Origin of the sequence: Pseudomonas sp. PDM13, assembly GCF_025685765.1 — a bacterium.
In the GTDB taxonomy this organism is placed as follows: Bacteria; Pseudomonadota; Gammaproteobacteria; order Pseudomonadales; family Pseudomonadaceae; genus Metapseudomonas; species Metapseudomonas solani.
The window spans coordinates 374384-393774 of the sequence record NZ_JAOTQU010000001.1; the positions used below are offsets into that span (position 1 = coordinate 374384).

At 69.5% G+C, this 19391-nt stretch carries 10 protein-coding genes; 5 read left to right on the forward strand and 5 right to left on the reverse strand.

Features of this window, described 5'->3' with window-relative positions:
- Positions 1-65 precede the first annotated feature (65 nt).
- Together OEJ36_RS01780 and rlmF are read left to right on the forward strand one after the other, a co-directional pair.
- Entirely contained in the window at positions 66-1895 is a 1830-nt protein-coding gene (locus OEJ36_RS01780; RefSeq protein WP_263400141.1) for an SLC13 family permease, read from the forward strand.
- 78 nt (positions 1896-1973) lie between these two features.
- Positions 1974-2969, forward strand: coding sequence for a 23S rRNA (adenine(1618)-N(6))-methyltransferase RlmF (gene rlmF / locus OEJ36_RS01785; RefSeq protein WP_263400142.1), 996 nt, complete (start codon positions 1974-1976; stop codon positions 2967-2969).
- A 164-nt stretch (positions 2970-3133) separates the two neighbouring features.
- Here rlmF and OEJ36_RS01790 read toward each other — a convergent pair whose 3' ends face one another.
- The gene (locus tag OEJ36_RS01790) at positions 3134-4660 is read right to left on the reverse strand and encodes an MFS transporter (protein ID WP_263400143.1); all 1527 of its coding nucleotides are present in this window, start codon (positions 4658-4660) and stop codon (positions 3134-3136) included.
- A gap of 110 nt (positions 4661-4770) precedes the next feature.
- On the opposite strand from OEJ36_RS01790, the gene OEJ36_RS01795 reads away from it, so the two are divergent.
- Positions 4771-5670, forward strand: coding sequence for a LysR family transcriptional regulator (locus OEJ36_RS01795; RefSeq protein WP_263400144.1), 900 nt, complete (start codon positions 4771-4773; stop codon positions 5668-5670).
- A 131-nt stretch (positions 5671-5801) separates the two neighbouring features.
- Here OEJ36_RS01795 and OEJ36_RS01800 read toward each other — a convergent pair whose 3' ends face one another.
- The 3 genes from OEJ36_RS01800 to sbcD form a co-directional block, all read right to left on the reverse strand.
- Positions 5802-9227, reverse strand: coding sequence for an AAA family ATPase (locus OEJ36_RS01800; RefSeq protein ID WP_263400170.1), 3426 nt, complete (start codon positions 9225-9227; stop codon positions 5802-5804).
- A gap of 69 nt (positions 9228-9296) precedes the next feature.
- On the reverse strand, positions 9297-10394 hold the full coding sequence (locus OEJ36_RS01805; protein WP_263400145.1) for a sensor domain-containing diguanylate cyclase: 1098 nt from the start codon (positions 10392-10394) through the stop codon (positions 9297-9299).
- A 125-nt stretch (positions 10395-10519) separates the two neighbouring features.
- A complete protein-coding gene (gene sbcD / locus OEJ36_RS01810) occupies positions 10520-11740 on the reverse strand; it encodes an exonuclease subunit SbcD (protein ID WP_263400146.1) in 1221 nt (406 codons plus the stop codon).
- A gap of 124 nt (positions 11741-11864) precedes the next feature.
- Here sbcD and OEJ36_RS01815 point away from each other — a divergent pair, with 124 nt between their 5' ends.
- Positions 11865-13193 (forward strand): TAXI family TRAP transporter solute-binding subunit, encoded by a 1329-nt coding sequence (locus tag OEJ36_RS01815; RefSeq protein WP_263400147.1) that lies wholly within the window; start codon positions 11865-11867, stop codon positions 13191-13193.
- A 7-nt stretch (positions 13194-13200) separates the two neighbouring features.
- Here OEJ36_RS01815 and OEJ36_RS01820 read toward each other — a convergent pair whose 3' ends face one another.
- Positions 13201-18168, reverse strand: coding sequence for a tetratricopeptide repeat protein (locus OEJ36_RS01820; protein ID WP_263400148.1), 4968 nt, complete (start codon positions 18166-18168; stop codon positions 13201-13203).
- Between the two features lie 173 nt (positions 18169-18341).
- On the opposite strand from OEJ36_RS01820, the gene yejK reads away from it, so the two are divergent.
- A complete protein-coding gene (yejK, locus tag OEJ36_RS01825; protein ID WP_263400149.1) occupies positions 18342-19349 on the forward strand; it encodes a nucleoid-associated protein YejK in 1008 nt (335 codons plus the stop codon).
- The last annotated feature ends 42 nt before the right edge of the window (positions 19350-19391 follow it).

Sequence of the window (19391 nt, forward strand, 5' to 3'; positions counted from 1 at the left end):
GAAACTCCTCCGGTTGAAACCCGGGCTACGGTGCAACGGCCACACCCCATCCAGGAGCCCCCGCCATGACCCCGCAACTCCTCTGGGTACTCGGCCTGCTGCTGGTGGTCGTCACCCTCTTCGTGCGCAACCGCCCGCGCATGGACGCCGTCGCCCTGCTGGCCCTGGTCGCCCTGGCGCTGAGCGGCGTGCTCACCACCGAGCAGGCCCTGGCCGGCTTCAGCGACCCCAGCGTGGTGTTGATCGCCGCGCTCTTCATCATCGGCGACGGCCTGGTGCGCACCGGCATCGCCTACCGCCTGGGCGACTGGCTGGTGGCCCGCGCCGGCAGCAGCGAGACGCGTCTGCTGGTGCTGCTCATGCTCAGCGTCGCCGGGCTCGGCTCGGTGATGAGCTCCACCGGCATCGTCGCCATCTTCATCCCCGTGGTGCTCGGCGTCTCCGCCCGCCTGAAGATCGCCCCGGCGCGGCTGATGATGCCCCTGGCCTTCGCCGGCCTCATCAGCGGCATGCTCACCCTGGTGGCCACGCCGCCGAACATGGTGGTGCACAGCGAACTGCGCCGCGCCGGCTTCGACGGCTTCGGCTTCTTCGGCCCCACGCCCATCGGCCTCGCCGTGCTGGTCCTCGGTGTGTTCTACATGCTCGTCGCCAGCCGCTGGCTCGGCCGCGACACCCGTGACCAGAACACCGCCGCCCCGCGCCTGACCCTCGCCGACCTGGCCGGCGCCTACCACCTCAGCGAGCGCGAACGGCGCCTGCGGGTGCGCGCCGACTCGCCCCTGGCGCGCCAGGCCCTCAACGAGCTGGAGCTGCGCCGCGAATACGGCATCAACGTCATCGCCGTCGAGCGCCAGCGCAAGTTCCGCACCCTGCTGCTGATGGCCACCGGCAACACCCAGCTGGAACCCGGCGACGTGCTGCTGGTGGACCTCGCCAGCCCCGCCATCGGCCTGCTCGGCGCCTACCACGCGCTGGGCCTGGAGCCCATGCCCCTCAACGCCTCCTACTACAGCCTGCACGCCCACCAGCTGGGCCTGGCCGAAGTCGCCCTGCCGCCGGAATCCGAGCTGCCGGGCAAAACCATCCAGGAACTGGGCTTCCGCAGCCGCCACCGCCTCAACGTCGTCGGCCTGCGCCGCCACGGCCGTCCCCTCGAAGGCGTGCTGGTGGATGAAAAGCTCAAGGGCTCCGACACCCTGCTGGTGGCCGGCGAATGGAAGGACATCCACCGCCTGCAGGCCCAGGGCCGCGACTTCCTGGTGCTCAGCCTGCCCGCCGAGGTGGACGAAGTGGCGCCCACCGCGCACAAGGCGCCCCACGCCCTGCTCAGCCTGGCGGTGATGGTGGTGCTGATGGTCAGCGGCCTGGTGCCCAACGTCATGGCCGCGCTGGTGGGCTGCCTGCTGATGGGTGCGTTCCGCTGCATCGACCTGGACAGCGCCTACCGCGCCATCCACTGGCCCACGCTGATCCTCATCGTCGGCATGCTGCCCTTCGCCCACGCCCTGCAGCAGACCGGCGGCATCGACCTCGCCGTGCAGGGCCTGGTGACGCTGCTGGGCGACGCCACGCCGCGCCTGGTCATCGCCGCGCTGTTCGTGCTCACCGCGGTGATCGGCCTGTTCATCTCCAACACCGCCACCGCCGTGCTCATGGCCCCGGTGGCCATCGCCACCGCCCAGCAGCTCGGCGTCTCGCCGCAGCCCTTCGCCATGACCGTGGCCCTGGCCGCTTCGGCCGCCTTCATGACGCCCATTTCCTCACCGGTGAACACCCTGGTGCTCGGCCCCGGCCAGTACCGCTTCGGCGACTTCGTCAAGGTCGGCGTGCCCTTCACCCTGCTGGTGATGGTCGTCACCGTGCTGCTGGTGCCCTGGCTCCTGCCCTTCTGACCGGCCGCCCGACGGCGGCTGGCCAAACCCGGCGGGTTGTGAATAATGCGCGCCTGCCCTTCCTTCCCGGACCTCGCCATGCCCAGCAAACCGCCCAGCAAGACCGCACCGGCCAAGCCGTCCGAAGGGAGCAAGGCGCCGCTGCACCCGCGCAACCGCCACCAGGGCCGCTACGACTTCCCCGCGCTGATCGCAGGCAACCCGGAGCTGGCCGCCTTCGTCATCCTCAACCCCTACGGCAAGCAAAGCATCGACTTCGCCAACCCCGAGGCGGTCAAGGTCTTCAATCGCGCGCTGCTGCAGCAGTTCTACGGCATCCGCCAGTGGGACATCCCCGCCGGCTACCTGTGCCCGCCCATCCCCGGGCGCGCCGACTACCTGCACCATCTGGCCGACCTGCTGGGCGCCGCCCATGACGGCGTGATCCCCAAAGGCCCCGGCCTGCGCGGGCTGGACATCGGCGTCGGGGCCAACTGCATCTACCCGCTGATCGGCCACCACGACTACGGCTGGCGCTTCGTCGGTGCCGACATCGACCTGCAGTCCCTGGACTCCGCCGCCGCGATCCTCGCCGCCAACCCGCAGTACGGCGACGCCATCGAGCTGCGCCGCCAGGAGCACCCGCAGCACATCTTCCAGGGCCTGCTGCAGGCCGACGAACGCTTCGACTTCACCCTGTGCAACCCGCCCTTCCACGCCTCCCTGGACGAAGCCCGCAGCGGCAGCCGACGCAAGTGGAAGAACCTCGGCAAGCAGGACCCGAGCCGCGCATTGCCGGTGCTCAACTTCGGCGGCCAGTCCAACGAATTGCATTGCGAAGGCGGCGAAGCGGCCTTCATCGCGCGCATGGCCGACGAAAGCGCCGCCTTCGGCCAGCAGGTGTTCTGGTTCAGCACCCTGGTGTCCAAGACCGGCAACGTCCAGCCCCTGCAAGAGCGCCTCAAGGCCCTCGGCGCCACCGACATCCGCGTGGTGCACATGGCCCAGGGCCAGAAGCAAAGCCGCTTCGTCGCCTGGACCTACCTGGAAAAGAACCAGCGCCGTGCCTGGCGCAAGGAACGCTGGCCCGCCTGATCCGCTCCTTCCCTGTGGGAGCGAATTCATTCGCGATGCTCTTGTAGGCGTTACCGGCCACACAGACGGTGGACCGATGAAGCGTGGTCCACCCACGGCCGGGGCGATGTAGCCCGGACTTCAGTCCGGGAAATCCCATACACATCCCCGGGCTAAAGCCCGGGCTACGCGTCACAGGGAACCTCTCCCGCTGCCTCCGGCTCATGGGTGCGCACCCTGCCCAGCAGTGCGAACACCAGCACCGCCGTCAGCCCGGTCACCGCGGCCAGCACCTGCAACAGCGTGCGGAACGCCGCGTCATAGCCCGGCAGCAACGCCGCCCGGTCCATACCCAGCATCGCCGCAGCCTGGGCCAGGTCGCCCAGGGCCGCATGGCTGGCGGCGGCGACCAGTTGCGACGGCGCCACCGCTGAAGCCGGCAGGGCCACCAGCATCAGTGCGGCCAGCAACGCGCCGACCAGGGCGATGGCCACGCCGTCGCCGGACACCCGCACGGTGTTGAAGATGCCGGTGGCCATCCCCGCCCGCTCCTTCTCCACCACGCTCACCGCCAGCCCGTCCATCAACCCCCAGGGCAAGCCGATGCCCACGCCCACCAGCAGCATCGGCAGCACCAGTGCCTGCGGCCCGGCCACCAGCGCCTCGCTCATCCACAACAGCCCCAGCGCGTTCAACGCCAGGCCCAAGGCCGACAGCACACCCGCGGTGAACCAGCGCGACAGCCATGCCGCCAGCATCGGCACCACCAGCAACGGCGCCGACAAGGCGATCATCAGTTGCCCGGTCTGCACGGCGCTGAGGCCATCCACACCGATGAAACGCCCCGGCAGCAGCACGATCAGCACCACGAAGGCGAAGGCGGGCGACGCCCCCAGCAGTTGCACACCAGCAAACTGCGCACGACGGAACAGGCCCAGCTCCAGCATCGGCCGTGGGCTGCGCCGCTCGATCACCACGAAGGCCACCAGCAACGCCAGGCTGCCCCACAGCGAACCCTGCACCAGCGGGTGCGACCAGCCCTGCTCCGGCGCCAGCAACGTGCCGCAGGTGAACAGGGTGAGCATCGCGGTAAAGCTGATCGCCCCCGGCCAATCCAGCCCCTGGGCGTTGGGGTCGCGGCTCTCGCGGGCACAAACGGCCACCAGCAGCGCGCCGGCGATGCCGAACAGGGCCGGCAGCAAGAACACCATGCGCCAACCCAGGCCGTCGCTCAGCAGGCCGGCCAGCAACGGGCCGAACGCCAGCCCCAGGCCGAAGGTGGTGCCCAGCAGGCTGAACACCCGGGTGCGGATCGGGCCGTGGAACTCCTGGGCCAGCGCCGCCATGGCCCCGGCGAAGGCAGCGGAACCACCCAGGCCCTGGAGCACCCGCAACAGGTCGAACCACAGCACCGTGGGTGCGAAGGGGATCACCAGGGTCACCGCCGCGAACAGCGCCAGGCCCACCAGCCACACGCGCTTGCGCCCATGGATGTCGGCCAGGCTTCCGGCCGCCATCATCGCGCTGCCGTAGGCGAGGATGTAGCCGTTGGTGATCCAGCTCAGCTCCACCGCCGAGCCTCCCAGGGCCTGGCTGATGGCCGGCAGCACCACCGCCGGGCCGGTGAAGCACAGCGGGATCAGCACCGCCGTCAGGCAGGCGGCCAGCAGCAGCCAGCGGCGAGCGCCGTCGGAAAGGGATGAATCGGTCATTTCGAAAGCTCCGCAAGGAAAGTCGGAGCAGGTTATGGCGGCGGTAATTGCGGAAAAACAGGCTAGTATTCCGCACTTAACGGAAGCCTGAGTCCTCAATCGGAATCACCATGGAAAGCCTCAACCGCCTCGCCCTCTTCGTCCAGGTCACCGAAAGCCAGAGCTTCGTCGCCGCCGGCCGCGTCCTGGGCATCTCCGCCTCGGCGGTGGGCAAGGGCATCGCCCGCCTGGAGCAGCACCTCGGCGTGCGCCTGTTCCACCGCAACACCCGCAGCATCAACCTCACGGTGGAAGGCACGCTGTTCCTCGAACGCTGCCGGCGCATCCTCGGCGAGCTGGAGGCGGCCGAGCACGAGCTGTCGCAGAACACCCAGGAGCCCAGCGGCCGCCTGCGGGTCAGCCTGCCCCTGGTGCTGGGCCTGTTCCCCGTGGTGCTGCCGGCCTTCATGCGCCGCTACCCCGGCATCGAACTGGACCTGGACTTCAGCGACCGCCTGGTGGACGTGATCGAGGAAGGCTTCGACGTGGTGGTGCGCAGCGGTATCCCCGAAGACTCGCGCCTGCGCGCCCGCCAGCTCGGCGCCTTCCACCTGCAACTGGTGGCCTCGCCCGAGTACCTGGCCGCCCGGGGCACGCCACGGGTGCCGGCCGACCTGGAGCAGCACGCCTGCCTGCACTACAAGTTCCCCAGCACCGGCAAGCTGCAGAAATGGCCCCTGCGCCTAGACGCGGGGGAAAGCGAACCGCAGTTGCCCACCACCCTGGTGTGCAACCACGCCGACACCCTGATCCGCGTCGCCAGCGAAGGCATGGGCATCACCTGCCTGCCCGACTTCGCCGTGCGCGACGCCCTCGCCAGCGGCCAGCTGCAGGCCGTACTCGAAGACCGCAACCAGCACTCCGCCCACTTCCGCGCCCTCTGGCCCTGCTACAAGCAGATGCCCGCCAAGCTGCGGGTGTTCGTCGACTTCCTCGCCGAGCACCTGTTCCTCGACCAGAGCCAGGTGTGAACGCAGGCCTCTGCAACCTGTAGGGGCGACTTCAGTCGCCAAGGAGCGCGCAGCGGTCCCATCACAGCATGGGTTTCGCTGCGCTCTACCCATCCTACGAACTACAAAACACCTCAGCGCCGAAGTCCGGGTTACGAGACGGCGAAACGCGGCTCCAGGCGGCTGTAACCCATGCCCACGCCCTTGTGCACTTTCAACTGCACCGGGATGCGCTCCTTGAGCGCTTCGACGTGGCTGATCACACCGATCATCTTGCCGCTGGCATTGAGCGCATCCAGGGCGTCGAGGGCCACTTCCAGGGTTTCGCCATCGAGGGTGCCGAAGCCCTCGTCGAGGAACAGCGAGTCGATGCTGGTCTTGTGGCTGACCAGGTCGGAAAGCGCCAGGGCCAGGGCCAGGCTGACCAGGAAGCTCTCACCGCCGGACAGGGTGCGGCAGTCCCGGGCGACATCGGCCTGCCAGGTGTCCACCACTTCCAGCTCCAGCTCGCCCTGGGCACGACGGCGCAGCTGGTAGCGACCGTGCAGGCGTTCCAACTGCTGGTTGGCCAGGTAGATCAGGTGGTCCAGGGTCAGCCCCTGGGCGAAGCGCCGGTACTTGGCGCCGTCGGCCGAGCCGATCAGGCCGTTGAGGCGCTGCCATAGGTCGCAGGCGCCTTCCTGGGCGGCGATCTCGGCGAACAGCGCCTGCTGGTTCTGCCGGCGCTGCTCGTCGCCGCTCAGTTGCCCGCGCAGCTCGCCCTGGCGCTGGGCCAGTTCGCGCAGTTGCAGTTGCAACGCCTGCAGCTGCTCGTCCAGCTCCGCCAGGGCCAGCTCGGTCTGTGGCGTCGCCTGCAATTCCGCCAGGCTCTGCCGGGCCGAGGCCTCCAGGGCCTGGGCTTCGGTCCAGGCCTTTTCCAGGCGGGCCTTGAGGGCCAGCAATTGGTTACGTGCGTCCTCGTCCAGCAGCGCGGCGAGGTACTGCGCCTCGTCGGCGAAGGGGCTCTGCGCCAGCACCTGCTCCCAGGCAGCCCGTTGCACGTCGAGCGTGGCGCGGGCAGTGTCCAGCCGTTCGGCCAGGGTCTGCTCGCGCCCGATCAGCGCCTGGCTGCGCTGCTGGGCCAGTGCCAGGCGCTGCTCGGCCTGCTCCAAGGCGGCGGCGGGGTTATCCACAGGGGCCAGGGCTGTGCCATCGGGCTGCGCCAGCTCGCCCCAACGCTGCTGCCAGCGCGTGGCGGCACCTTCGGCGGTTTGCAGCTCGGCCAGCAGCAGTTGTTCGTCGCGCTCCAGGCGCTGCTGCAGGGCCTGGGCGTCACGCCAGGTGCGCCACTCGGCGTCGCGCTCGTCCAGCCAACGCTCGTTGTCTTCCGGCAGGGCGTAACCGAGCTCGCCCAGGGCCGCGCCCAGCTCCGACTCCTGGCGAACCTGCTGCACCTGGAGCTGGCCCAGTTGCTCGGTGTTCTCCGCTTCGCGGCGGCGCAAGGCGCCTTGTTCCTGCACCGCCAGCGCATGCTGCTGCATGGCGTCCTGCTGGTGCTTCTGGGCCTGCTCGCGCTGCCCACGGGCGGCGTCCACGGCTTGCTTGAGGCCATCCAGCTCACCCAGGCTGCGTTGCAGGGCGGCGAGGTCCGCCTGCTGCTGCGCCTGGGCCGCCGCCACCGCCGGGCCATCGACCAGTAGCTGGCCCAGGGCGGTGCAGTGCTGCTGCCACTGCGCCTGCAACTGTTGCAATTCATCCTGCAGGCGCTGCTCGTCCTGCTGGCGCTGGCGCAGGTGCGCTTCCAGCGCGGCCAGCTCGGTGTTCAGGGCCGCCCCCCGTTCGCGCACCTGGTCCTGCTCGGCGCGCTTGGCCTGCAACGTGGCCTGGGTCTCCGAGACATCCAAAGCGCCATAGGCCGCGATGGCCGGGTGTTCGTGGGAACCGCACAGCGGGCAGGCCTCACCTGGCTGCAGGGCGGCGCGATGGGCCTCCAGCTTGAGGATGCGCTGCTCCTGCTCCAGCAGCTTTTCCTTGTCCTGGATCTGTTGCTTGAGGTCGGTGAACTGCAGGCGCAGGGCATCCCGCACGGCGACCTTTTCCGCCTGCGCACGGCTGTCGGTATCGATGCCACCCCGGGTATCGGCCAGTTGGTGCTCCAGGCGCGTGCGGTTTTCCGCCAGCTGCTGCAGGCGGGCGAGTTGATGGCCTTGGTCGCTGAGGCGCTGCCAGCGCTCGCGCAGGGCGGCTTCTGAATCACCGGCCAACAGCGTGGCCAGGGCGGCCTGGCGCTGGGCTTCATCGGCACGGGCCTGCTCCAGGTGCTGGTCGCTTGCCCCCAGCACTGCCTGGAGGCTGGCGATGCGCTGCGCCAGCTGCTCGGCGTCCTGCCGCTCCTGCTGCTGGCGGGCCTGCGACTGGGCGATGGCCTGCGCCAGATTGCGGCGCGCGCCGAGCTGTTCACGCCAGGCGCCCAGGCGCTCGCCCAGCAGGCCGTGTTGCGGGTTGGCCGCCAGCAGCGCCTCAATCTGGCCCCGTTGCTCGGCCAGCCCATCGCGGCGGGCGGTGAGTGCTGCCAGCCGCTGCTGGCTGTAGCCCCGCGCCTGCCACAGGCCGTCGGCCACCTCGCGGGCGGCCTGGGCCTTCTGTTCACGCACCTGGGCCAGGGCCTCGGCGGCTTCGATAGCGGCCTGCCCGGCGCGCTGCCAGTCACGGTGCGGCGGGCGCAGGCGCTCGGCCGGCTCGCTCTCGGCCAGGCGCTGCAGCTGCGGCCCGGCCTGCTCCAGCGCCTGCCGGGCGTCCTGGCCCTGCTGCACGGCGGCGAGCTGGCGCGCCTCGGCGCCGGCCAGGGCCTCGCGCCACTGGCGCTGGCGCTGCAGGCTGTCCTGCTGGCCGTGCAGGCTGCCTTCCCGGGCGTTGAGTTCGGCGAGTTCGTCCTGCAGGTACTGGCGCTGCTCCGCGTTGAGCAGTTCCACGCCCTCGGCCCGTGCACGCAGTTGGCCCAGTCTGGCCTCGGCCTCCCGGGTGCGCTGGTAGACGCGCTCGGAGATCAGCCCGTACACCTCGGTGCCGGTCAGCTCCTCCAGCAGCTCGGCGCGCTGGTTGGCACTGGCTTCGAGGAAGGCGGCGAACCCGCCCTGGGCCAGCAGCATGGATTTGGTGAAGCGCTCGAAATCCAGCCCGGTGAGGCTTTCGGTCTGCTTGAGCTTGTCGTTGATCTTGTCGGTGAGAATCTCGCCGTCGGCGATGCGCGCCAGCTCCACCTTGGGCGCCTGCAGGCCGCCATCGACCTTGTCGCGGGCGCGGCGCTGGCTCCAGAAGGCGCGGTAGCCCACGCCCTTCACCTCGAACTCCACCTCGGCCAGGCAGTCGGCGGTGTGGCGGGTCATCAGCTCGTTGACCGAGGCCGAGACGCTGCTCATGCGCGGGGTGCGGTGATAGAGGGCCAGGCAGATGGCGTCCAGCAGCGTGGTCTTGCCGGCACCGGTGGGGCCGGTGATGGCGAACAGGCCGTTGCCGGCGAAGGGCTCGCCGGTGAAGTCGATCTTCCACTCGCCCTTGAGGGAGTTGAGGTTCTTCAGGCGCAGGCTGAGGATTTTCATGCAGAAGCCGCCGGGGGATGGGAGCGGCATTCTGGCATTCTCCGCCCGCCCGTGCAGGCCCGCTGCGCCTCAGAGCACCTCGATGCGGTTGCGGCCGTTGGCCTTGGCCCGGTACAGGGCGCGATCCACCCGTTCCAGCATGCCCAGGGTGTTGGCGTCGCCACGGTACTGGGTGACGCCGAAGCTCGCGGTCTTGCGGCACACCACGTCGAAGTCGAAACCGCTGATGCGCTCCTGCAGGGTGCGCGCGGCGATCAGCGCCTGCTCGGCGTCGATCTCCGGCAGCACGATGAGGAACTCCTCGCCCCCCAGGCGACCCACCTTGTCGGCTGCGCGTACGTTGTCGCGCAGCAGGGCGGCAAACTGGCGCAGCACCACATCACCGACGCCATGCCCGTGGGTGTCGTTGACGCTCTTGAAGTGGTCGATGTCCATCAGAATCACCGCGAAGGGCGTGCCGTAGCGCTCGGCGCGGGCGATTTCCTCGGCAAAGAACTGGTCGATCCGCACGCGGTTCCACAACCCGGTGAGGCCGTCGACACTGGCGTTCAGGGCCAGCCGGCGCTGGTCGAGGAACATGGTCTTGTGGGCCTTCTCCAGGAGGAAGGCACTGAGCAGGCCGAAGGAGAAGGACGCCAGTATCCAGACGAAGTGCAGGCGCCCCGGCCCCGGTTGCAGCGACTGCTCCAGGGTCACGACCAGGAGGATGGCGGTGGAGGTACTGGCGGTGAACAGCGCCTGGCGCAAGGTCAGCCCGGAGATGGCGAAGGTCCACATCAGGTTGAGGTAGATTTCCGGCGCGAAGTAGGCGGCCTGCTCACCGGGGAAATTGAAGTAGAGGTTGGCGACCACCGCGCCGATGGGCGCCCCGATCAGCAGCGCCAGCATCGGCCGGTACAGCGTGGGGCGATAGCTCATCACCGCCACGCTCAGCAGCGCAGCCGAGACCAGCACGCCATGGATGAACATCCGCAGGCCCGGCTGGTCCGCAGCCACGTTCCATTCGGTGACGGCGTAGATGAAGTACAGGACCACGGTCAGGTACGCCACGTAACGGATCTGCGGCACCTTGGCCTGCCGGTACCAGTCGGCGAACTCTTCGCGAACGCATTCCTGCACGCCCTGGAGCGGGTCCATGGCCTGTTTCAGCTCTTCGATCAACCTCACCCCAGCGCCCCCTGAGTGGACATCGTCGGCCCTTTATCGGCCCGGGCAGGAATGGCTCCAGTCCAGGGCCGTGAAATTGACGGCAAATCGCCATCTTTTCTCAGGATGCATAACCGGTGCCGGAGTCAGCTCCGTTCGGCGCGCACTTCGTTCAGCACCTCGCGGTGCAGGTCTTGCAGCCGACGGGCCTGATCGTCGTCCAGCTGCTCCAGCTCCAGGCGGCGTGTGAACACATCCTCGGCACTCAGCTCGTCCAGGGTCTCCCGGGCAGCGCCCAGAAGGCCGGGCGCCTGGCCGGCGCGCTCGCGGCGCAGGCGCAGCACTTCAACCGGCAGGCCTTCGCACAGGGCGGCGACGCGGCCCTGCAAATCGCTCAGGTAGTCGTCGGTGCCCACCTGCACTTCCAGCCAGACGGGGCGCTCGGGCGTGCCCCGACGGGCCTGCTCGGCAATGGCGCCGCCCAGTTCGCCCAGGGAGCCACGCACGCTGGCCAGGGGCTGGAAACAGGGCACCGGCAGGGGCGTGACGCTGCGCAGGCCCTCCCCGTCCAGCTCCACCAGCAGCACTTCCTTGGCCTGGCCGGCCTCGTCGAAGGACAGCGGGATGGGCGAGCCGCTGTAGCGGATGTGCTCCAGGCCGCCGACCTTCTGCGGCCTGTGGATATGTCCCAGGGCGATGTAGGCGGCCGGAGGGAAGGCGCTGGTGGGGAAGGCCTCCAGCGCGCCGACGTAGATTTCCCGCACCGACTCGCTGGCGCTGGCGCCGACCGTGGTCAGGTGGCCGGTGGCGATTATCGGCAGCCCGCCACCCAGTTCGTCCCGGCGCCGCTCGGCCAATTCGAACAGCTGCGCGTAATGGGCCTGGATGGCCTGCTGCAGGGACAGCTGCTTGTCCGCCGCGCTCTGCCCGGCCTGGCTTTGCAGCACGTCGCGGGCCCGCACGAAGGGGATGGCGCAGAGCACCGCGCCCGGCTCGCCATCAGGGCCGCGTAGCACCAGGACCTGGTCCTGCGGGTCGGCGGCGACACCCGGCACCACGCGGGTGCCCAGGGCTGCCAGCAGACCCTGGCTCTCGCCGAGCATGGCGGGCGAATCATGGTTGCCGCCCAGCACCACCAGTTGCGCACCGGCGTCGCGCAGCTCGATGACGAAGCGGTTGTACTGCTCGCGGGCGTAGCTCGGCGGCGCACCGGTGTCGAACACATCGCCCGCCACCAGCAACGCGTCCACCCGGTGTTCCTGCACCCGTTCCAGCAGCCAGGCACAGAAGGCCTGGTGTTCGGCCTGGCGGGTCTTGCCCATGAAGTGCTGGCCGAGATGCCAGTCGGAGCTGTGCAGGATGCGCATGGGGGTCTGTCACTTGTCGCGGGGAACGGGAAGGCGGCCACCTTGTCATTTACCGGCACCGGGAGGCAACCGCCGCTGCGTCAGTGGCTATCCTTCCCCTCAACTCCAAGCCCCAAGGACTCCCATGCCAAGGTTCCTGAAAGACCTGAAGATCATGCTGCTGGCCAACCTCTGGACCGTGCCCGTGGTGGCCGCGCTGGTGGGCGCGGTGTTCTATTTCGTCGCCCCGCCGCCGCCCATGCACGCCACCCTGGCCACCGGCGGCGCCAACGGCGGCTACGCCCTGTTCGGCGAAAAGCTCAAGGAGGAACTGGCGCGCCAGGGCTTCACCCTGGAGCTGGTGCCCAGCGCCGGCTCCCTGGACAACCTCGGCAAGCTGCAACGCGGCGAGGTGCAGATGGCCCTGGTGCAGAGCGGCCAGGAACTGACCCTGGAGCCGCGCGAACGCAAGCGCCTGCATGGGCTCGGGGTGATGTACCAGGAGCCCCTGTGGCTGTTCAAACGCAAGGACGTGGACATCGACAGCATGGGCGACCTGCTGCAGCTGCGGGTGGCCATCGGCACACCCAACAGCGGCACCCGTGCCATCGCCTCGGCCCTGCTGCAGGCCAACCAGATCGGCCCGGAACAGTACCCGCAGAACTGGCAGGAGTTCAGCGGCACCCGGGGTGCCGATGCGCTGATCGCCGGCGAGCTGGATGCCGCCTTCTTCGTCGGCCCGGCGGAGAACGCCGTGGTGCAGCGCCTGGCCACACGCAGCGAGCTGGACCTGGTCAGCCTGCGCCGCAGCGCCGCCTACCGTGCGCGCCTGCCCTACCTGACCAAGCTCGACGTGGGTGAAGGCCTGCTCAACCTCGCCAGCAACAGCCCCTCGCGGGACATCCTCACCCTGGGCCCGGTGGCGACCCTGGTGGCCAACGACGAATTCCACCCCTCGCTGACCCCGCTGATCCTCGAAGCCGCCCGCGAAGTGATGAAGAACGGCAGCCTGCTCGACCCCGCCGGGCGCTACCCCGCCGCCCAGCCGATGACCCTGTCGACGCTGGACGAGGCCGCCTACTACTACAAGAACGGCCTGCCGATCCTGCAGCGCTACCTGCCCTTCCGCATCGCCTCCCTGGCCGACCGCTACATCATCCTGCTGATCCCGCTGCTGGTGGTGATGTTCCCGCTGTTCAAGGCGGTGGGCCCGGTGTACCGCTGGCGCATCCGTGCGCGCATCTACCGCTGGTACAAGTACCTGCGCGAGATCGACCGCAAGCTGGACGCCGGCACCCTGCGCGAGGAGCTGGACGGCGAGATCGGCAAGCTGGAGGAACTGGAAGACCAACTGGCCAAGGTGGACGTGCCGCTCTCCTACTCCAACGAGCTGTACGACCTGCACGTGCACCTGCGCTACGTGATCGAGCGGCTCCAGGCGCTGAAGGCCAGGAGCCGCGAAAGCGAGGCCTGAACGGGCCTCAGAAGCGCAGTTGCAGGTAGCGCACCGGCGCCAGCCAGCGCGGCGTCGTCGGGCCGAAGGCCAGGGCCTTGGCCAGATGCCGGCGCAGGCGCCAGTAGGAGCCGTGCTCGCTGCCCTTGGCCACGGCGCGGGCGGTGCGGAAAGGCGCCACCGCGACCTGGCTGTCGCCGGCGTGAGCCGCGGCGGCGACGCCTTCCAGCAGGTGCTGCATGCAACGGAAGAAGGGCCGCGGCTCCGCCCCCTGCAAGCGCTCCAGCCAGGCATCCAGGGCCGCCATGTCGCCGGCCATGGCGGCATCGAAGCCCAGCCAGACCATCGCATCGTGGTTCTGCGGGTCGCGCTCCAGGGACAGCCGCGACACCGCCGCCGCACGCGCGTCCAGCTTGCGCGCACGCATGCCCAGCGCCAGGTTGTCCAGGCCCCAGGCCGGCGCTTCCGGGTGCTGTTCCCAGTCGGCGAGCCAGTCGAACATCATTTCGTAGCGTTCCTGGTTGACCATCGCGTAGCTGGCCATCCCCCAGATCACGCCATCGCTGCGGATCGTCTCGCGACAGGCTTCGAGGGCATCCACCAGCAGCCGGTTGGCGTTCTTGCGGTTGGCCAGCAGCTCCAGCATGGCGTGCTTGCCGGCATGCTGCGGGTCGTTCTCCAGCAGGCGCAGGAAACCCTTCCACAGCGAGCCGGGCATCCAGCGGGCATCCTCGCGGCGCAGCCATTGCAGCGCCGCGCCATGGTGCAGGGAGCCATCGGCGACACCGGCGTCGAGGGTTTCCTGCAGGTCCTTGTCCTGCTCCGGCCGCTCGAGGATCTTCAGCACCTCGCCCCAGGCATCGATGCAGCCACTATCGCGGCACAGGGGCTCCAGCACCCGGCGCTTGAGCGCCTGATCGCTCCGGGGCACGGCGAAACGCAGGGCTCGGATCAGCACCGCAGGCTGGCTCGATGCATCCAGCAGCCGCTCCAGCACCTCCCGCGTAGCCTCTCCCGTACCGTGCTTGAGCAGCAGGTCGAACTCGTGGAGGCCGGCGAAGGTGTAGCAGGCGTCCAGCTGGTAGGCGCGGCTGAAGGACGGCAGCGCCTCTTCGCCCTTGCCGTCGAGCCACAGCGCGTGGCCGAGGAAGCCGTGGGCGATGGCCTGCCGGGGTTCCAGGCGCACCATCTCCCGGGCCGACTCCACGTAGGCGGCGTATTCACCGGCGTCGTCCTGCCAATCGGCCAGGGTGCGCCACCCTTCGAAGAAGGCCGGTTGACGCTCCAGCAACTGGCGCATCTCGGCCATGGCGCTGGGCAGGTCCTGCTCCTGGCGGGTGGCGCGGGGGCCGAACAGCGCCAGTTCGGGTGGCGTTCCGCCGCCCCAGCAGGGTGCCGCCAGCAGCTGGCGCAATTCGTCGTAGCGCTGGGCTTCCAGCAGCCCTTCGGCCAGCTGGGTGTTGGCGCTGCGGTGACGCGGGTTCAGCTCCAGGGCACGGCGCAGGGCCGGCTCCTTCGCCTCGAAGCCTTCCTCCTGTTCGGCCAGGGCCAGCCAGGCATCAGGGTCGCCGGCGCGCAGGCGCGTCAGCTCGCGGGCCAGTTCCAGGGGGCGCCCGGGCGTTTCCAGGGCGGCGCTGTAGCGGCGCAGCTGGTTCCAGACCCAGCCGTTGCCGGGCTCCTCGCGCAGCACCTTCTCCGCCTCGATGACGCCTTCGGCCGGGTTGTCGCGCTCGCCCAGCACATAGCCCAGGTAGGCACGCAGTTCGGTGTTGTCGGGGGTGCGGGCGAGCACGCTGCGCAGCAGGCTTTCGGCCTCCTCCAGGTCTGTGCCCTCGTCCAGCAGGCTTTCGACGTAGAGGCGCACGCTGCGCGTCCACAGCGGGTTGATGCGGAAGCTCCCGCGCAGGGTCTCGCGGCACTCGGCGTACTGCTTCTGGTTGCTCTGCAGCTGGGCCCGTTCCAGGGCCAGGCGCGGCATCAGCGGGAAGCGCTCGATGGCCGATTGCAGCAGGGTCTCGGCCTGCTCCACCTGCCCCATCTCGGCCTGCTGGGCGGCGACCACCACCCACAGCTGCCAGAGGTCGGGGCGCTGTTGCAGGGCCTCGCTCAACTGCTCCAGCAACACCTGCGGTTCCAGCAGTCGGCGCGCCTGGTCCGGGTAGGCGAGCCAGCCGTCGCCGAAGGTCACCTGGGCCACCAACTGGCGATGGATGAAGTCGAGGCTGTCCAGGGCTTCGGCCTGGTCGGTGCAGGTTTCCAGCAGCATGTTGCCGGCGTAATCGTTATCGGCGGACCGCTCCAGCGCCTCACGGAAGGCCTCACGGGCGGCCTCGCGCTGGCCAGCCTGGAGCTGCACGAAGCCCCGGGTGGAATAGCTGCTGGAGCTGCGCGGGTCGGTGCGCCGGGCCAGCTCGCAGAATTCCAGGGCTTCCTCATGGCGGCCCAGACGCGCCAGGGTCACCGCCAGCTCACGGATCGCCCAGGCGTATTCCGGGTGGCTGGCCAGCAGCCGGCGCAGGGCCGCTTCGGTATCCTCCAGGGAGTGGCGCTGGGCGCGCTCCACCGCCAGCTCGGCGATGCCGCAGTGATGGGGGAAGCGCTCGGCCAGTGCGGTGACGTACTCGTCCACCGCCTCTTCACCGGCGCTCTGGCGCAGCAGCTGCACCTGCATGCGGTGCAGGCTCATGTTCAGCGGGTCCAGCTCCACCGCTTCGCGGCACCAGGCCAGGGCGCGCTGCGGGTCGCCATCGCTGCGCTGGCTGTGCAGCACGGCGGCGCGCAGCCAGGTGCCGCGGCGGCTCACCGGCTCGGCGCGGCGCAGCATCGCCTCGTTCAGTTCCAGCTCGCCATGGCGGCCGTAGAAGTCGGCAAGGTTGAGCAGCAGGGCCGGGTCCTGGGGGCGGCGTTCCACGGCCTGCTCGAGAATCTGCCGGCATTGCAGCGGGTCGGAGAGTTCCTCGATGAACTCGCAGAGGGTCAGGGTCGGGCCGGCAGCCAGGGCGCCGAGGCGTGCCTGGCGCTGGCGCAGGAATTCCAGCCCCGCCTCGGTGCGGCCCAGGCAGCGCAGGGCGCGGAAGTACTGGCTGCTGTAGCCCTCGTTGGTGTCGTGCAGGCAGGCGGCGATGCGGTACAGCTCGCAGGCCTGCTCGCGGCTGCCTTCGTTCCAGCGCAGGCTGGCCAGCTCGTTCCAGGCCTGGGCATGCCCCGGGGCCTGGCGCAGGGCACGGCCCAGCAGCTGCCGCGCGGTTTCCAGCTGGCTGCCGTCCTCCACCAGCAGGCCGGTGTAGCGCACCAGGATGCCGGCATCGCTCCAGCGCGCCTGGCAGTGGCCGGCGAGCCAGTCCAGCTGCTGCTCGCGGGCATGCAACTGGGCCAGGGACGTGGACTTGGAAAGGATCAGGTTGGCGTCATCGGGGAAACGTTCGAGCAACGCTTCGGTGGCCTCCAGCACCTGGGCCTCGCGGCCGTCGTACCAGCCCAGGGCGCGCTGGCCCTGGAGGGTCAGGCGGTGTTCGGGCGCGTGCTCGCGCAGGGCCTCGAAGGCGGCCAGAGCGGCTTCGCGGTCGTGCACTTCCAGGGCGCTGACCAGGCGGTAGTAGAGGTCCCAGGTCGCATGCTCCGGCAGCTCCAGGCCGTCCAGGCGATGGGCTTCCTCGGGGGGCAGCAGGAGCAGGCCACGGGGCCCGGACGCACGCTGGGTCTCGTACAGGCCCTCGGCGATGCTCTCGCCGAACTGCGCCTGGCCGGGGTCGCGGATGAGCACGGTGCCACGGGGCTCGTCATAGCCCACCACCGCCTGCAGGTGGCCGCTGCCGGTGTATTGCAGCGACAGGGTGAAGGGCAGGCCCCGGTCGATCAGCGCGCGGCTGGTGGCCCAGTCCACGGTGAACTCGCGCACCAGCCAGCCATTGCGCTCGGCCCAGGCCCGCTCGGCCTGGTAGGAGGTGCCGTCGTAGCAGATCTCCTCGGCCACCTCCAGGTGCGCCACCGGGCGGCCCCAGTAGGTGGACAGCGCGGTCAGGGTGGCGGGGACGCAGGTCATGTGGTGCTGGCGGATAAAGGTCACCGGCAGCAGGACGCGACCGCCCTTGGGCTCGGCCAGGCGCTCGGCGACCAGGGTGTAGAAGGGGCTCTGGGATTCCTGGGCCAGTGCCCGGCCCTGCTCGTGGTCACCGCGCAGGCAGGCGATGTCGCAACGACGGCCGGCGTACCAGCCGCGCATGCCTTTCTCCAGCAGCAGCGCCAGCGCCAGGGAGCGCTCGATCAGGCGCTCGGCCTCATCCAGTTCGCCCCGCTCGATCAGCAGGTCGATCAATTGCGCGCAAAGCCCGGCGCTCTCCATCCGTTGGGTGCCGTCCAGCAGGCGCGCGCGGGCGGCGTCTTCGCGCCCCAGCTGCAGCTCGAGCTGGGCGGCCTGCAGGGTCGCGGAGCGGAAGCCGGGGAGCATCGCCAGGGCGCGCTCGCAGAGGTCCAGCGCTTCGGCGTAGCGGTCTTCCTGCTCCAGGCTGTAGGAGCGCTCCACCAGCAGCCAGGGGTCGGTGGTGCCCAGTTGCATGGCCGCATCGTGCAGCTCGGCACTGCGGCCGAAGTCCCGCAGCAACGCCCGCAGGTAACCCTGGAACGACAGCCACTCGGCGCGCAGCCCGGGCTCTTCGGGCAGCCAGTCGGCGAAGCGCTGGAGGAATTCCCAGGCGCGGTACTGGCCACGGCGGGCGAGCAGGAAGCGGGCATAGCGCAGGCGCGACTCGGCGGCCTCCGGGTAGCGGCGGTAGCCGAGCCAGGCCAGGGCATCCCCCAGGCGCGGGGCTCCCAGTTGCCCGGCGAGGCGCGAGGCCAGCGCCATGGCGGCCGCTCCGCGCCAGTGGCGGTAGTCGCCGAACTCGGCAGCCCGGGCATGGGCCTGGAGGAACAGGCCGCGATCGGCCAGGGCTTCGAGGGAAAGGATCAACTCGGCATCGAGCGCATGGGTGGGCGTATCGAGGATCAGGCCGGACATCGGAACCATCCTTGGTCATTGCAGCGGAAATGGCGTCACTTTAGGGAGGCGCGGGCCCGGCAACAAGCGATCGGGTCACAAGGCCCCTCATCCCAGCCGAGGCTGAGGTAAACTCTGCGGCCTATCGGGCGAGCCACCGGCGCGCCCTTATCCACAGCTTCACAGGTACGCCCATGCCGATCCGCCACTGCATCGTCCACCTCATCGACAAGAAGCCCGATGGCAGCGCCGCCGTGCTCCACGCACGCGACAGCGAGCTGGGCGAATCCAAGGCCATCGAAAACCTGCTGGCCGACCTCAACGAAAGCTACAACGCCAAGCAAGGCAAGGCCTGGGGCCTGTTCCACGAGGAATCCGGCGCCTACCCGTTCAGCGGCTGGCTGAAGGAATACATGGAAGGCGGCCGCGACTTCACCGCCTTCAGCCGCGAGGCCGTGGCGCACCTGCAGAAGCTGATGGAAGAGTCCAACCTCTCCACCGGCGGCCACGTGCTCTTCGCCCATTACCAGCAAGGCATGACCGACTACCTGGCCATCGCCCTGCTGCACCACAGCGAAGGCGTCACCGTCACCGACGCGCTGGACCTGGCGCCGGCCCGCCACCTGGACCTGGGCCAGCTGCACCTGGCGGCGCGCATCAACATCTCCGAGTGGCGCAACAACGCCCAGTCGAAGCAATACATCTCCTTCATCAAGGGCAAGAACGGCAAGAAGGTCTCGGATTACTTCCGCGACTTCATCGGCTGCCAGGAAGGCGTCGACGCGCCGAGCGAGACCCGCACCCTGCTCAAGGCCTTCAGCGACTTCGTCGAGCACGAGGACTTCGCCGAGGAACAGGCCCGCGAGAAGACCAAGACCCTGGTGGACTACGCCAGCAGCCAGGCCAAGCTGGGCGAGCCGATCACCCTGCAGGAGCTGTCCGGGCTGATCGACGAAGACCGCCCGCGCGCCTTCTACGAGCACATCCGCAACAAGGACTACGGCCTGTCGCCGGAAATCCCGCCGGACAAGCGCACCCTCAGCCAGTTCCAGCGCTTCACCGGCCGCGCCGAGGGCCTGTCCATCAGCTTCGAGGCTCACCTGCTGGGCTCGAAGATCGAATACGACGAAGGCCGCGACATGCTGATCATCCGCCAGGTCCCGACCCAGCTGAAGGACCAGCTCAAGCGCCGCAAGGACTGAGCGAAGGTGTAAACGAAAAAGCCCGGCTAGATGCCGGGCTTT

What these genes read in the sequence shown, in the direction of transcription:
- OEJ36_RS01820 (WP_263400148.1), bottom strand. Translation starts at nt 18,168, where the DNA reads ATGTCCGGCCTGATCCTCGATACGCCCACCCATGCGCTCGATGCCGAG.
- OEJ36_RS01790 (WP_263400143.1), bottom strand. Translation starts at nt 4,660, where the DNA reads ATGACCGATTCATCCCTTTCCGACGGCGCTCGCCGCTGGCTGCTGCTG.
- OEJ36_RS01780 (WP_263400141.1), top strand. Translation starts at nt 66, where the DNA reads ATGACCCCGCAACTCCTCTGGGTACTCGGCCTGCTGCTGGTGGTCGTC.
- sbcD (WP_263400146.1), bottom strand. Translation starts at nt 11,740, where the DNA reads ATGCGCATCCTGCACAGCTCCGACTGGCATCTCGGCCAGCACTTCATG.
- OEJ36_RS01800 (WP_263400170.1), bottom strand. Translation starts at nt 9,227, where the DNA reads ATGAAAATCCTCAGCCTGCGCCTGAAGAACCTCAACTCCCTCAAGGGC.
- rlmF (WP_263400142.1), top strand. Translation starts at nt 1,974, where the DNA reads ATGCCCAGCAAACCGCCCAGCAAGACCGCACCGGCCAAGCCGTCCGAA.
- OEJ36_RS01815 (WP_263400147.1), top strand. Translation starts at nt 11,865, where the DNA reads ATGCCAAGGTTCCTGAAAGACCTGAAGATCATGCTGCTGGCCAACCTC.
- yejK (WP_263400149.1), top strand. Translation starts at nt 18,342, where the DNA reads ATGCCGATCCGCCACTGCATCGTCCACCTCATCGACAAGAAGCCCGAT.
- OEJ36_RS01795 (WP_263400144.1), top strand. Translation starts at nt 4,771, where the DNA reads ATGGAAAGCCTCAACCGCCTCGCCCTCTTCGTCCAGGTCACCGAAAGC.